The sequence below is a fragment of the Lachnoanaerobaculum sp. ICM7 genome, assembly GCF_000287675.1.
GTDB lineage: Bacteria > Bacillota > Clostridia > Lachnospirales > Lachnospiraceae > Lachnoanaerobaculum.
The window spans coordinates 1-14,782 of sequence record NZ_ALJL01000035.1 but is presented as its reverse complement, the minus strand read 5'-3'; the positions used below and the strand labels follow the sequence as shown (position 1 = coordinate 14,782).

Below are 14,782 nucleotides of genomic sequence, written 5' to 3'. Positions count from 1 at the left end.
TATATTTATTTTTTCTATTTTGTCAAATTAAAAATCCGACAATTATTTTATCTGCAAAAACAAATATAGTCTTTACTTTTGCACTAATATAATATTATGATAAAATCGTTGCAAGGTTTTGCCCACAAATAATTATGAGGAGTACTTATGAACGAATTAGAAAATCTGCGTGAAAGAATTGATACAATAGACAAAGAACTTATAGCACTCTTTGAAGAGAGAATGAATGTAGTAAATGATATTGCAGAATACAAAATAAAGAATAATCTTCCCATTCTAAATCAAAATAGAGAGGATATCGTAATATCAAAAGTAAAAGCCATCGTAAAAAATAATGACTATACAGACAGCGCCATCGACTTTATTAAAGACATCATGGAAATCAGCAAAAAATTCCAGCAAAAATTGATCTCAGAAAAGCAATAAACTTAAATATTTAAAGGCATTGACCTGTTTTAAAATCAATGCCTTTTTTCTAATCTTCCTTTGCCCAGCCAAAGGCATACTTCACAGCCTTTTTCCACATCCTTATCTTCTCTTTTCTGACTTCTTCACAAAGATTAGGTGTAAATACTCTGTCAATACTCCTGCTACCCTTTATATCCTCTATATTGTTCCAAAATCCGACAGCAAGTCCTGCCAGATATGCAACACCAAGCGCTGTGGTCTCCACACATTTCGGTCGCTCCACACGTACATTACAAAAATCCGCTTGAGTCTGCATCAAAAAGTCATTGGTACTTGCACCACCGTCCACATTCAATAAACTTAAAACTATACCCGAATCCTTCTCCATCACATCAAGTACATCTCTCACCTGATAAGCCATAGACTCCAATGTAGCCCTGATTATATGATATTTATTAACACCTCTGGTAATACCGACAATAGTACCTCTGGCATATTGATCCCAATAAGGTGCACCAAGTCCTGTAAAAGCCGGAACAACATAGCAACCGTTTGTATCTTCAACCTTCATTGCCATATATTCTGAATCTTCGGATGAATCTATCAGACGCATTTCATCCCTAAGCCACTGTATCGAAGCTCCCGCTACAAATACGGAACCCTCAAGGGCGTAGTTCACCTTTCCGCCAAGTCCCCAGGCAATAGTCGTTACCAGCCCGTTATCGGATTTGACAGGCTTTTCACCTGTATTCATAAGCAGAAAGCAACCTGTGCCATAGGTACTCTTTGCCTCCCCCATCTCAAAACAGGTCTGTCCAAAGAGTGCCGCCTGCTGATCTCCTGCCACACCGGCAATAGGAATACTTTGTCCAAAAAATGATGAATCCGACTCACCGTAAATACATGAAGACTCCTTCACCTGTGGCAGCATTGACTTTGGAATATCAAGCAGATCAAGTATCTCCTCATCCCATTCCAAGGTATGTATATTAAAAAGCATGGTTCTTGAAGCATTTGAATAATCAGTCACATGTACTTTCCCGTTTGTAAGCTTCCAAATAAGCCAGGTATCTACCGTACCGAATAGCAATTTGCCTTCTTTTGCCTTTTTCCTTGCACCTTCCACATTGTCAAGTATCCACTTTATCTTTGTTCCTGAAAAGTATGCATCAATCATCAGACCTGTTTTATCACGAATCATATCGGAATATCCGCTGTTCTTTAACTCATTACAATAATCTGCAGTCCTTCTGCATTGCCAAACTATTGCTCTATACACAGGAATACCTGTTTCCTTATCCCAAACTACAGTAGTTTCTCTTTGATTTGTGATACCTATACCTGCAATATCCAAGGCACTTATTCCAAGCCTTGCCATAGCTTCCACAGCTACACTAATCTGTGTAGACCATATAGCATCAGCATTGTGCTCTACCCAACCGGCTTTTGGATAATGCTGTGTCAGCTCCTTTTGTGCCACCTCACATATCTCACCTTTTCGATTGAATATGATACATCTGCTGCTTGTAGTGCCTGCATCAAAGGCCATAATATACTCAGCCATAATCTTCTCCCTTTACTCTTTTCTTTTTAACGGTTCTTCTCCACTCAAGTCCATTACAATCATTTCCATACTGATATTGTAGTCTTTTCCCAATACTTCTAAAGTTTTCTTATTCATATCCCATATTTCATCCATTCTCTCACCAAAGTTTTCTAAAGTAAGTGGATTATTCTCATCATATTCCAGTTCATTTGAAAACTCACCAAAATAACCGCCTTTTGAAAAATTTGTGTTGAAATTTCTTATAGCCTCAGGAGTGTCTATATTAGTTTCATTAAAAAGAATAAATCCCGGATAAATACCATAGCTGAACCCCTCTATTGTATTCATATCCGTATCATATATAAGCACATAAGTACTACGCAATCCAAAATGATCTGACATAATATCTATTTCGAATAACTTATCATATACTTTTCTAATTGCAATACTTCTAAACGCTATATTCTCTTCAATATCTCGATAATCCAAATAACCGAAACCCGTATATTGCACAATCATATTCAAATTTTTATATTTACCATATATACTGATATTTCCAAGATTTATGAATGATTTATACTTCTTGTATGATAAGACAATATCATAATCTTCTTTTATAGTTGCCCTGACAATATATTTCCGATTATCGCCGTGCGGATACGACCTTTCCAATAAAAGATCATCAGCAAAATATGACATACTCGAAAATGTCTGAAACAGTTGTATCATACCATGATAATATCCCGTTTCTACCGCACCTTCATCCTCATCTTTTGGTTCAGGAATCGCAATTGCACGGTCTATCGTATATTTGCTTAAAATTTCAAACGCCTTAATAATCTCTTCCAACTTTTCATTTTTTCTGTACAGCTTATTTCCGATATCGATATATCTCTTATACCCAAAAAATCCATAGTCACGGTCAAAGCAGTATTCAATCACAGTATTCAGCAGTTTCTCATCCTCTCTTAAGCTTGATATCAAAATGCCGTCTACTATCAGATACTCCATAACAGTCTTTTTATTGTTGCCTAATTCTTGGGATAAAATATTTTCTACAGTAGCCTTCTTCCCCTCGGTATCATATATTTTTTCAAGTTCTTTTAATCTCGCATCACACTCGACATCATCCTTTGCATAATAACTTGCCACTGCCCATATATCTTTTACATCGCAATCTTTTGGAATTTCTACTATATTTTCAAGATTATCTATTCTTTTATATTCATTTTCATCCCTGTTATATCTTGCTCCGTTCCATATTATTTGATTCGCTGTCACATTATAGTCTGAAGACGTTAGTTCGTACATGCCTGTCAATACGTTGATTATACATACAACAAGTATCAATATTAAGGCAATATATATTCTATTTCTGTACTTTAACTTCACGCAAATCCCTCCTTAATGCTAAAACTAGTCTATAAATACTTTTGCATTTGGGCATACAGATTTTACATCACAATTTATCTTTAGATGATATAACTGTACTCTTCTCAAGTTCTTAAAATTTTTCACAAAATGCAAATTATCAAGTACATTCTCTTCTTCATATGTGCCTATATCCTCCTCATCATCACCCATATATGTTAGTATTATAGTTTCAACATTCTTAAAATATCCCAAATCAGTAATATCTTTCACATGATAGTCTTTAAAATTTATAGACAGAAATTTCATTTTCCTCAAAGAACTCTTCCGGATAATACCCTTTATTGGCTTTTCTCGTCTTTTTGCCAAAGATATACGATCTTTACCCATAGTCTCTCTCACAGCCCTCAAAAATTCTTCGTCCTTAAAAAATGCTATTCTCTCCATTAAAAATATTAGAATAATTATAAATATGCCTAAATAAAATGTTATTGTGTAGCTCATATTTAATTCTTCCTCCTGTTTAAAATCACGTACATTTCAGTTGTTATTATATGTTTATTTTATAAATAGTATTACTTTTCACTTTCTGTGGTCATAACATCATCAGGATCTCCATCATCCTAGGCAACAACTTGAAGGTACATAAAATCCATGCCTCCACCATCTGTCTCTACTTTACTCTTTTCTTTTTAACGGTTCTTCCCACTCAAGTCTAATGTAATACAGTCAATATCATAACCATATTCTTCACCTAAAACTTCATAACATCTGTATCGCATATCAAATATTTCAACCAATCTTTCACCGAAATTTTCTTCAGTAATAGGATTGTTTTCATCATATCCCACTTCATTTGCAAACTCACCAAAATATCCGCCTTTTGAAAAATTTGCGTTGAAATTTCTTATAGCGTCTTTTGTATCAACCATATCTTTATAACCATGGTAATCAAATATTTTATATGTTGGGTAAATAGCATAAGCTGTTCCTTCTATCAAATGTATATCTGTATCATATACAAGTGTATATGCAGCACAAAGTTCGAAAATATCAGAAGTAGCTTCTAAATGATTAAGTCTTCTAATAAATGTCAGCGTTGACAAATATTTCAGCGAAATATAATCTGTTACATCACGATCATTCAGGCTTCCAATCATTAAACCATATACCCGCATGTCTAAATTTTTATACCTACCATATATCTCTAATTTCCCCAACTTTATAAATGGTTTATACATTCTATAATACAACGAAATATCAGTACTATCACTTTTAACCGCTCTTATAATATACTTCTTATTATCCCCTCCATATGATTTTTCCGATATAAGATTATTATCAAAGTATTCTATACCTGAAAATGTTTGAAACAGCTGTATCATGCTGAAATAGTGCCTTATATATGTATCTCTCCGGTCTTTATCCAATATCTTTTCTGCACTCGACATATAATCAACCGTATATTTACTTAAAATTTCAAATGCTTTAATTATCTCTTCTACTTTTTCATTTTTTCTGTACAGCTTATCTCCAATATCAATGTATCTTTTATAACCGAGCACTCCAAGGTCCCTATCAAAACAATAGTTTAATGCAGTATTCAATAATTCTGTGCCTTTATCTAAATCTTTTGTCAGGATTCCTGCCACTATAAGATATTCCATTCTTGTTTTCTTATCATCGCCTAAATCATGCTCAAGAATATTTTCTATGACTTGCTTTTCACCTTGATCATCATATATATTTTCAAGTTCCCTAAGCCTTGACTCACACTCGGCGTCATCCTTTGCATAATAACTTGCTACCGCCCAAATATCCCTTATATCACACTCTTTTGGAAGTTCTGATAAGTTTTCAAGCTCGTCTATATTGCGGTATATATTTCCATCCCAATTGTATCTTGCACCTCTCCATATTATTTGATTCGCTATCACATTATAGTTGGAAGTAAATACTTCATACATACCGGTCAGCACATTGACTACGCATACAATCAGTATAAACCTAAGCAACCAATATATCCGCTTTTTATACTCTAATTTCATCTATGTCTCTCCTAACTGTAAAACCGGTTTATAAACACTATTGCTCTCGGACATTCCCTTTTAATCTTTCTTATGCAACGGTTCTCTTCCGGTAAAATCATTTACAATATTATCTATACCGATATTATATCCTATATACAAAAATCTATAAATTTTCTCTTCCATATTGCAAAGTTCGTCTATCTTCTCACCGAAATTTTCCAATGTCAGTTGATTATTTCCATCGTAGCCAACATCATTTGCAAACTCTTCCAAATAACCACCTTTTGAAAAATTTGTATTGAAATTTTTTATGGCTTCTATTGTATCTATATAGTGACTGTCAGGAGATACAACTACATTGTATATATCAAAGTAACTATACACCGGAAGTACCGGATAAAATCCGTAGCTTAACCCCTCAAGCGTATGTATATCCGAATCATATACAATCACATAAGTAACACAAAGTCTAAAAATTTTAGATATAATTTTTAAATCAATTAATTTATCCTCCACCATATAAGTTGCAGGACTTTTTAATGATATATAATTTGTAATATCAAAATCATCCAAATCTCTAATTGATACACGCTTTATTATCATATTCAGATTCTTATATCTTCCGTATATACTGATATGTCCAAGATCTATAAATGATCTGTATTTTTTGTAGGATAATACAATATCATAATTTTCTTTTATAGATGCCCTAACAATATATTTCTTATTGTCCTTTCCCGGATATGATTTTGCCGCTAAAAGATTATCGTCAAAATATGATAAACTTGAGAATGTCTGGAATAGTTGTATCATACGATGATAGTATACCGTTTCAGTCGCACTTTCATCCCCATCTTCTGATTTGGGCATCACAATTGCACGATCAATTGTATACTTGCTTAAAGTTTCAAATGCTTCAATGATTCTTTCAAGCTTCCTGTTCTTTTTATAGAGCTTATTTCCGATATCAATATATCTTTTGTATCCAAGGAATCCATAGTCTCTGTCATAGCAGTGTTCAAGGACATTATTAAGCAGTTGCGTGTCGTTTCCAATACTTCTTATTAGGCAACCGTCAACTATCAGGTACTCCATCATCGTCTTTTTATCATCTCCTACATCTTTAGACATGATATCCTCTACGATAGCCTTTTCTCCCCCTTCATCATATATATTCTTAAGTTCCTTCAGTCTTGTGTCACACTCACTGTCATCCTTTGCATAATAACTTGCCACCGCCCAAATATCTTTTATATCACAATCTGTAGGTATATCCACCAAATACTTAAGCTCATCTATACTGTGATATCCGGTCTCGGTCTTATTATATCTCTCGCCTTTCCATATGATTTGGTTTGCATTTGCATTTTTGCTTGAAGTACAAAACTCATAGAATCCGGTCAGTACATTGATTACGCATATAATAAGTATAAACCTAAGCAACCAATATATCCGCTTTTTATACTCTAATTTCATCTATGTCTCTCCTTACCGTAAAAACTAGTCTATAAACACTATTGCTCTCGGGCATTCGTTCTTCACACTCTTATCTGCGTTCAGATGATACAACTGTACCCTTCTAAGCTTATTAAAATCCCTTACTTTATTTAGATTATCAAGGACATGTTCCTCATTATACATGCCGATATCTTCCTCATTATCGCCCATATATGTCAAGATAATTGTCTCAACATTCTTGAAATATTCAATGTCACTTACATCCTTAACATGATAGTCCTTAAAATTGATTGATAAGAAGTTCATCTTCTTTAAATCCTTTTTCAAAATGATACCTTTGATAGGCTTCTCTCTTTTATGTGCCAGAGACATGCGGTTTTTCCCCATAGTATCTCTTACCGCTCTAAGAAACTCCGCATCCTTAAAAAAAGCTATTCTGCTCACCACAATCATACATATTATTGTAAATATTCCCAAGTAAAATGATAATATATAATTCATTTCCATATTTCCTTTCCGTTAAACTTCTTTAGAGCCTTACCATATTGTTTGTGTATTAAGAGGACTCTATACTTTTACTTATTGAAAGATTATAATCATCGTCCAAATGCATATATATCATACCCATCTTTTTCTTTATCCACATTTTCCTTATTAAAACCTTCATAACCCATTGCAAGTATAGAAATTCCAACATTATTTTCGTGAAAATCATCTACAGGTACTATTACCATAGCAATCATTAAGCTTGGTCTATGTACTTCTCCCTCCTTAGGGTCTGCAAACTCTATAGTGGTATTAGCATATACCTCTTTATAGATTTTACCCCTATCAGCTCTTGATTGATAATTATTATCTTCATTAAGCTTATACCTTATTATGGAAGACGGCCATGTTTCATTTTCTCTAATAATTCTATCTATCTGTTCATCAAAATTATCTATCTTACTCCTTGCATGCTCAGGAAATAAACTCGCTAATAGTTCTCTATCATTAGTATTAAATGCTTCGACTATCTTTTCTATATACTTATTTACCACTGTAGCCTCATCATATATGTAGTTATCTAATTTATCAGAGTCATGTATATACCTTGCAACTTTAACTACCGATGTACATCCTGTAAGCAAACATACTATTAAACAAAATATAATAATTTTAATTCTCATTAATTCCTATTACCTCCTCAATACTAAAACCTGTCTATAAATACTCTTGCATTTTTGCATGCCGCTTTTACATCACTATTTATCTTTAGATGATATAACTGTACTCTTCTCAAGTTCACATTTAATTCTCCTGTTTAAAATCACGTACATTTCAGTTGTTATTATATGTTTATTCTATAAATATTTTAGCCATATTTCAATATTTTTATTAAAATCAGGTATCGAATATTACTTGCTATATTATTTTTATATTAAATGAACCCCCATGCCTTTTCACATAGGGGCTCTAAACAATAGTATTACTTTTCACTTTCTGTGGTCATAACATCATCCGGATGGACAAAGTCAGCCCAAAACGGATTATCTACCCAAAGATAATATCCTCTGTTGCTGTCATCCATGGTAATCTGCCAAATCTCAGGTGAATACATCATAGAGCTGATACCTATCTCATCAGGATCCTCATCATCCTTGGCAACAACCTGAAGGTACATAAAATCTATATTACCACCATCTGTCTTTACAACATAATAAGTCTCAATCCTTTTTATTCCCTTTTCTTTGTCTTCTGTAACTACGGGAAAATTTCTGTCATACTTTACACTCTTTGACTTTCCCTTATACCTCTTAAGCAGTAATGCGATTTTAAAGTCCATATCCTCTATGCTCTCTCTCGCATTCTTTGAAAACAGTGCTTTCAGTTCATCAGCATTTTGATTATCCAACGCAGCAATCACTTTGTCTTTATATTCTTTTTCCTCAGGTGGTTGATTATCATTTTTGGTAACCTCACTCTTAAAATCGCTTACTATATTTTTAGCAATTAAACCGGCAGATAACACAATTACTGATATTATTATAATAGTTAAAATTTTTTTCATACTTTAACTACTCCTTACTTTGTATCTGCTTTGAAAGACTACAGTCATTGTAATCCATAGCCTCTTTTGCATCATTAATTTCACCCCTATGTTTATACAACTCACTACATCCTGTGTCTAATAATATCTTGAAATACCAACAAATATATTTAAAGCTATCTCCACTTCTTCCAGTCCAGTAGTCATCAATATCTGTAATAATATTTACTAAATCTTCTCTAACCAATTTTAGTCTATTATTCAGAATATCATAATTATCTACCACTTCTTTCATACCACTACTATTTGATTTAATTTCCATTTACTAGACCTTCTTCCTATTCTTATTCTTATTCTTAATGACCAAATGCATAAATATCATAACCATCATTCTCTTTATCTACGCCATCTGTACTAAAATCCCCATAATCTATAGCAAATATAGAAATTCCAACATTATTTTCGTGAAAATCATCTACAGGTACTATTACCATAGCAATCTTTAAGCTTGGTCTATGTACTTCTCCCTCCTTAGGATCTGCAAACTCTATAGTGGTATTAGCATATACCTCTTTATAGATTTTACCCCTATCAGCACTTGTTTGATAATTGTTATCTTCATTAAGCTTATACCTTATTATGGAAGACGGCCATGTTTCATTTTCTCTGATAATTCTATCTATCTGTTCATCAAAATTATCTATCTTACTCCTTGCATGCTCAGGAAACAAACTCGCTAAGAGTTCTCTATCATTCGTATTAAATGCTTCTACTATTTTTTCTATATACTTATTTACCACTGTACCCTCATCATATATGTAGTTATCTAATTTATCAGAGTCATGTATATACCTTGCAACTTTAACTACCCAGGTACATCCTGTAAGCAGACATGCTATTAAACAGAATATAATAATTTTAATTCTCATTAATTCCTATTACCTCCTTCCCATTTCATTACGGCATTGCGATGCACAAAATCAAGACACCAATTATCATTTATCTTATCTTCGTTTTGATCATCAAATTCTGCTGTATGTACGAATTCCTTCCACATAACCCTTTCCTCATCAAAGTCAACCATACCTACCATTACTAAATCTTCAGCCTTTACATCTTGGAATCTTTTATCAGGATTAAACCCTGTGATCCACCACTGATACTGATCATATGCATCCCAATCCGATACTAATGTTCCATCTTTAAGAGTCAGGTTCATGTACATCTTCAAATGACTTTGTTTATAACAATCCACATGCCAATCATTACCTTTATATATCCCTATCTCACTACCTGCACCAAAATGAAAATAATCTCCCTTCCACATCCAAAGTGTAAATTTTGATTCACCTGAACCAAATTGAAACTTTGCTCTATTCATAGATGTAAATGAATTAAAGAAAAAATCGTACATTGGATTATAGCCCCACCACATTTGCCAACATTCACTCATTGTATGAATAATACCATTATTATCTTTATAAAAATTAAATTTGTTAAGTTCTCTATCACTTCTTATACCACTTACTGTAAGTTCATTTATCAAATCACTTAATCCTGTATATTCTGTGATGTATCTAAGTGTTCTTATTGCTGTATGCAGTATTGCTACCATAGGTGTTCCTATACTATCAGGAATATTATTAATTGCAAATTCTCGACCGGCATTCATAACTACATCTACTCCTCCTAATGATGCTGAATTAAATATACCCCAAAATACCTCAATAGCTAAGTTCTTCAAGCCATAGTATCCCGGTGATATAGTAGATTCCATATAATCTAGTACAAATCCCTCAAAATCTTTATAGGTAAGTGCATTTGCTTCCGGTGATTCTCCTGTACTGTCAACAAATATCAATGGTGAATTATAGCAGTATGTATACTCGTTTTGGGTAAATCCATATCTTAGATCTCCCTTGATTTTATCCTTTCCAAGAAATCTTCCCATATTTTCATCGTACATTCTTGTAGCTGAAAGATAGTTTCCGCTTATATCATCTACCATGAGACCGGCAAATCCAAAGTTCTTTGGTTTGCTTCCAAGCACTTCTCCGAACTCTGAGTACTCAAAAAGCTCACCCCCTTCAAGTATTACACTTCCAAGCTCATCACATATGATATTGGTGCTGTTATCATCCTCCACCTCTGATATCAGTTGAATATCCCATACAAAACTTCTCTCATTTCCATCACTGTTTTGCCATAGTATATTATCAGTCTTTTTTCTGATATCAATTACATAGCTTGTAGTATGTGACTCATTTCCGTCAGTCTCTGTCTTACCTATTCTGTGACCAAGTCCGTCATATTCATAGTTTACACTGTTTTTACCGGATATGACACTTATAAGTTGTCCCAATCCGTTGTATTTGTACTCTGCTTCAAGCTCACCACATGAAAACTTCTTGATAAGATTTCCTCTCTTATCATACTCATACCTTTTTTGAATCAAAATGTTATTCTTAGATATAAGCTCTTCTGCGAGTTTTCCCCCCTTATAGATATAGTTTGTAGTAATCACTTCATCTTCAGCATATTCTACTTTAGCGGTTCTGTTTCCGAAGATATCATAGCTGTATTCCCTTAGCATTTTACCGTCCAATACAACTTTTGTGATTCTTCCTACCTCATCATAAGAATAATTGTAATCCTTTACACTTCCGTTCTTATTTATACTTATACCTGTCTTATTTCCCACCAAATCATATGTATAAGTATATTCCATATTGATTTTTTCATCACTGATATGCGTTATTTTTGTCGGACTTCCGATATCATTGTACTCATAGCATGTTTTGCTTCCGTCGCTATACTCTCTTGATTCAATTCTACCCAAGCTGTTATAAGTCAGCCTTATATGTTCATTTCCTGAAACTGTTTCTATAAGCCTACCTTTTTTATCATAGTTATAGCCTACCTTCTTACCATCAGGATATACTATCGCCACAGTTCTTCCAAACTTATCATATCCGTAAGCTATACTGTGTCCCTCTGTAGTTAAAGCCTTTTTCACCAAGCCTTTCTTATCTCTTTCAAAGCTCATAGTTCCGAAGCTTCCTGATACAGCTTTCAAAAATCTGTTGCTATCATACTCATAGTTTACATTATTTCCGTCAGAACATTTCATCGAAGTTAAAAGTCCGGCTTCATTGTACTTCAGCTCTGTTTTAAAACCGTCTTCATCAATATTTTTCACCACTTGTCCAAGACTGTTGTAATCCATAGTTTTATAAGTACTATCGGCATTTTCTATTTTAAATATTCTGCCCATATTGTTTCTATGATAGCTTCTTGTCATACAGTCATTTTCATTATCTTTTTTGTACTGTCTTATTCCTACAAGATTGTACATTTTATCATAACTGTACTCACTTACCAGACCGTCACTGTCAACCACTTTTTCAAGTATATTTCCTACACCGTATTTAAAATAGTTTGTATTTCCGATACTGTCTCTAATAGATGTTATATTCCCTTCACTATCATAGCTATAAGTATTTTCTCTACCGGTATCAGTCCTTATTCCGGATACTCTTCCTAAGTCGTCATAATAATAATAGATTTTATTTTCCGCATCGCCCACCAGTCGGCTTTCTTCTGTAGGTCTTCCAAGCTTATCATAAGTATATATGTATTTTACATCATCACTTAAATTAACCGCTTTTACTCTGCCGTTCTGATTATATTCATAGCCTGATACATTGCCAAATATATCAGTATACTCCAATACCCTGTTCATAGAATCATATACAAAGCTTTCACTGATATTCTCATCCAAGGTTTGCTTTAACACTCTTCCATATTCATCATATTCATATCTGATACTTCCACTTGGCAGTACTATCTCAATCAGTCTGTCTCCGTCATAAACAAAATCAGACTTCACTCCGTCAGAAAATTCCTTACTGATACACCTATTTAACTTATCATATTTGTAATTCTCGCTTAGACCTGTTGGGTAAGTAACACTGACAATATTTCTATTGTCATCATAGGAAAAGCTCTTCATACTTCCGTCAGGAGCAATCATTTTAGTCATATTGCCCCTTTTGTCATATTCAAATTTTTCCACTCCGTCAGCTCGCTTTATCTGAGATATTCTTCTGATATTATCATATACGTACTCTGTCATATTTCCGTTTTTATCTTTTAACTTTACCGGTAAATTTATATTATTGTACTCTACTTCATAGGTTTTCCCGTCAAAATCCTTTAATTTTGATACCTGTCTATTTGCTGTATACTTATAGGTTCTCTTCTCTCCAAAAGAATTTGTTACCTCTGTTATATCTCCAAGCTCATTATACTTATAAAACTGATATTATTTTCCATAATCATACTCCCCTTCTACTTCATATACCTCACCATCAAATTCTTTAACCCTCCTATTGTATACTGCCGTCAACCTCATATAAAATTTTTTTGTATAAAATAATTTATCTACATCTATCTCGTTCAAAGCATTTAAATCTTCTTTACTAATATAGGTCACAACCAACCTACTGCAATATATCTTATCATTTACTAAAATATTACATATACTATCAAAATCTTTATCCTTCTCTCCTATGTTACTACTTACAAATATACGAATCACATAATTAGCTTTTTTTGTATAAGTAAATATATCTGTATTTTTTCCAATACCATCATCGTTTGGAAAATCATATGGCTGTGTATACACTTTACACTCACCATATATAGGCTTTACCAGCTCATATATATACTTCTCAAGTTCTTCTTTCTTTAGATATCCTACATAATTATCATGAAAAGATGTCATTATTCCGTCATTTTCAATCTCTACTACTGCGTGCCACTCAGGTTTTGCCTTTGGATGTACATATATACTATTATCAACTATATACTCACCTTCAAACTTCTCTCCATATTTTTTCTGCATATAATATTCTGCTGCATTCATATAATCTTGCCTTGTCAGCATCAAAATCCTCACTCCCCTTTTTGCCAGTATATCTCTAAGGAATACCAGTCCCACTATAAATGCTATTATTATCAGAATACCTCTTATTGCTTCTTCATTTTGACTTAGTCTTCTTTTTTTCACCATTTGATTTTTTAACCTCTACTCGATAAAAACTTCTGCATCAGGAAACATAGCTTCAATGTCTTCATTTATCTTAATAAACTAAATAATATCTTATAGATAACATAAATACATGGGCTACAAAACTAACTCCTACTTAAACTTACTTGCAATCTCTTCATAAAGTGCTTGAGTTGCATCTGTTCCGGCGTAATACTAATCTGTCCTGCCATAGGAGTGTCCTCCTTGTTCTTTTTTTAAGAACAATTGTATTATACTACTCGTTTTATATATAGTTATATTTTTTGTTCAAAACTTTATAGTGCAAAATTTATTAACTTAATCATCATCCTTGTATTCAAAAATACAGATACTAGCATATCTATAAATAGTTTACTCAATAGATACATTTACATTGGGAAACATATCTTCAATATCTTCATTTATCTCCAAATGATATAAATGTAAATTCTCTAAATATCTTAATTTTTTAATTATATATATATTATCAAGCGCATGCTCATCTTCATAAATGCTTTTATCTCCATCATACGCACTTATATAGCTAAACCATACAGTTTTAGTGTTCTTAAAATACTTTATATCTACAATGTTTTTTACTTTATATTCTCTAAAGTTTATTGATACAAACTGAACCCTCTCAAGGTCTTTTTTCCAAATTATTCCATCTAATGCCTTTTCTCTTCTATCTACCATTGACACCCTATATGCTATTAAAGTATCTCTTACCGCCCTTTCAAACTCTCTGTCTTTAAAAAAGGCTATTTGGTTCATAATGTATATACAAATTACCGACATCACAACAATAACAATTTGTATTCTTCTCTTTTTCATCATATCCCATACCTCCGGCAAATATTTCAAACTTA

The 14,782-nt window shown here is 33.1% G+C and carries 14 protein-coding genes; 1 reads left to right on the top strand and 13 read right to left on the bottom strand.

Annotated features, from left to right (window positions below; all coding sequences use genetic code 11):
• The first annotated feature begins 147 nt into the window (after positions 1–147).
• Positions 148–426, top strand: a complete 279-nt coding sequence (locus tag HMPREF1140_RS11630; RefSeq protein ID WP_009664041.1) for a chorismate mutase — start codon at positions 148–150, stop codon at positions 424–426.
• Between the two features lie 49 nt (positions 427–475).
• On the opposite strand, the gene glpK is transcribed toward HMPREF1140_RS11630, so the two are convergent.
• From glpK to HMPREF1140_RS11565, 13 genes are all read right to left on the bottom strand, one after another.
• Positions 476–1,972: a glycerol kinase GlpK gene (gene glpK / locus HMPREF1140_RS11625; protein WP_009664034.1), complete on the bottom strand. Its 1,497-nt coding sequence runs from the start codon at positions 1,970–1,972 to the stop codon at positions 476–478.
• Between the two features lie 12 nt (positions 1,973–1,984).
• Entirely contained in the window at positions 1,985–3,346 is a 1,362-nt protein-coding gene (locus tag HMPREF1140_RS11620; RefSeq protein WP_035620551.1) for a hypothetical protein, read from the bottom strand.
• A gap of 24 nt (positions 3,347–3,370) precedes the next feature.
• Positions 3,371–3,829 (bottom strand): hypothetical protein, encoded by a 459-nt coding sequence (locus HMPREF1140_RS11615; protein WP_009664033.1) that lies wholly within the window; start codon positions 3,827–3,829, stop codon positions 3,371–3,373.
• Positions 3,830–4,017: 188 nt separating this feature from the next.
• Entirely contained in the window at positions 4,018–5,373 is a 1,356-nt protein-coding gene (locus tag HMPREF1140_RS11610) for a hypothetical protein (RefSeq protein WP_009664040.1), read from the bottom strand.
• Positions 5,374–5,433: 60 nt separating this feature from the next.
• Positions 5,434–6,831 (bottom strand): hypothetical protein, encoded by a 1,398-nt coding sequence (locus tag HMPREF1140_RS11605; RefSeq protein ID WP_009664044.1) that lies wholly within the window; start codon positions 6,829–6,831, stop codon positions 5,434–5,436.
• Between the two features lie 24 nt (positions 6,832–6,855).
• The gene (locus tag HMPREF1140_RS11600) at positions 6,856–7,314 is read right to left on the bottom strand and encodes a hypothetical protein (protein WP_009664035.1); all 459 of its coding nucleotides are present in this window, start codon (positions 7,312–7,314) and stop codon (positions 6,856–6,858) included.
• 95 nt (positions 7,315–7,409) lie between these two features.
• Entirely contained in the window at positions 7,410–7,982 is a 573-nt protein-coding gene (locus HMPREF1140_RS11595) for a DUF5104 domain-containing protein (protein ID WP_009664032.1), read from the bottom strand.
• 299 nt (positions 7,983–8,281) lie between these two features.
• Positions 8,282–8,863, bottom strand: a complete 582-nt coding sequence (locus HMPREF1140_RS11590) for a DUF5104 domain-containing protein (protein ID WP_009664042.1) — start codon at positions 8,861–8,863, stop codon at positions 8,282–8,284.
• Between the two features lie 7 nt (positions 8,864–8,870).
• Positions 8,871–9,164 carry a hypothetical protein gene (locus HMPREF1140_RS11585; protein WP_009664036.1) on the bottom strand — a complete coding sequence of 98 codons (294 nt, stop codon included), beginning with the start codon at positions 9,162–9,164 and terminating at the stop codon, positions 8,871–8,873.
• Between the two features lie 34 nt (positions 9,165–9,198).
• Positions 9,199–9,771, bottom strand: a complete 573-nt coding sequence (locus HMPREF1140_RS11580) for a DUF5104 domain-containing protein (protein WP_009664039.1) — start codon at positions 9,769–9,771, stop codon at positions 9,199–9,201.
• A complete protein-coding gene (locus tag HMPREF1140_RS11575; RefSeq protein WP_009664037.1) occupies positions 9,771–12,977 on the bottom strand; it encodes an RHS repeat domain-containing protein in 3,207 nt (1,068 codons plus the stop codon). Before HMPREF1140_RS11575 ends, HMPREF1140_RS11580 begins: the two co-directional genes overlap by 1 nt.
• A 189-nt stretch (positions 12,978–13,166) precedes the next feature.
• On the bottom strand, positions 13,167–13,916 hold the full coding sequence (locus HMPREF1140_RS13445; RefSeq protein ID WP_009664038.1) for a hypothetical protein: 750 nt from the start codon (positions 13,914–13,916) through the stop codon (positions 13,167–13,169).
• A gap of 369 nt (positions 13,917–14,285) precedes the next feature.
• Positions 14,286–14,750, bottom strand: a complete 465-nt coding sequence (locus HMPREF1140_RS11565; protein WP_009662113.1) for a hypothetical protein — start codon at positions 14,748–14,750, stop codon at positions 14,286–14,288.
• Positions 14,751–14,782 lie beyond the last annotated feature (32 nt).

What these genes read in the sequence shown, in the direction of transcription:
- HMPREF1140_RS11630 (WP_009664041.1), top strand. Translation starts at nt 148, where the DNA reads ATGAACGAATTAGAAAATCTGCGTGAAAGAATTGATACAATAGACAAA.
- glpK (WP_009664034.1), bottom strand. Translation starts at nt 1,972, where the DNA reads ATGGCTGAGTATATTATGGCCTTTGATGCAGGCACTACAAGCAGCAGA.
- HMPREF1140_RS11615 (WP_009664033.1), bottom strand. Translation starts at nt 3,829, where the DNA reads ATGAGCTACACAATAACATTTTATTTAGGCATATTTATAATTATTCTA.
- HMPREF1140_RS11610 (WP_009664040.1), bottom strand. Translation starts at nt 5,373, where the DNA reads ATGAAATTAGAGTATAAAAAGCGGATATATTGGTTGCTTAGGTTTATA.
- HMPREF1140_RS11605 (WP_009664044.1), bottom strand. Translation starts at nt 6,831, where the DNA reads ATGAAATTAGAGTATAAAAAGCGGATATATTGGTTGCTTAGGTTTATA.
- HMPREF1140_RS11600 (WP_009664035.1), bottom strand. Translation starts at nt 7,314, where the DNA reads ATGAATTATATATTATCATTTTACTTGGGAATATTTACAATAATATGT.
- HMPREF1140_RS11595 (WP_009664032.1), bottom strand. Translation starts at nt 7,982, where the DNA reads ATGAGAATTAAAATTATTATATTTTGTTTAATAGTATGTTTGCTTACA.
- HMPREF1140_RS11590 (WP_009664042.1), bottom strand. Translation starts at nt 8,863, where the DNA reads ATGAAAAAAATTTTAACTATTATAATAATATCAGTAATTGTGTTATCT.
- HMPREF1140_RS11585 (WP_009664036.1), bottom strand. Translation starts at nt 9,164, where the DNA reads ATGGAAATTAAATCAAATAGTAGTGGTATGAAAGAAGTGGTAGATAAT.
- HMPREF1140_RS11580 (WP_009664039.1), bottom strand. Translation starts at nt 9,771, where the DNA reads ATGAGAATTAAAATTATTATATTCTGTTTAATAGCATGTCTGCTTACA.
- HMPREF1140_RS11575 (WP_009664037.1), bottom strand. Translation starts at nt 12,977, where the DNA reads ATGACAGAGTACGTATATGATAATATCAGAAGAATATCTCAGATAAAG.
- HMPREF1140_RS13445 (WP_009664038.1), bottom strand. Translation starts at nt 13,916, where the DNA reads ATGGTGAAAAAAAGAAGACTAAGTCAAAATGAAGAAGCAATAAGAGGT.
- HMPREF1140_RS11565 (WP_009662113.1), bottom strand. Translation starts at nt 14,750, where the DNA reads ATGATGAAAAAGAGAAGAATACAAATTGTTATTGTTGTGATGTCGGTA.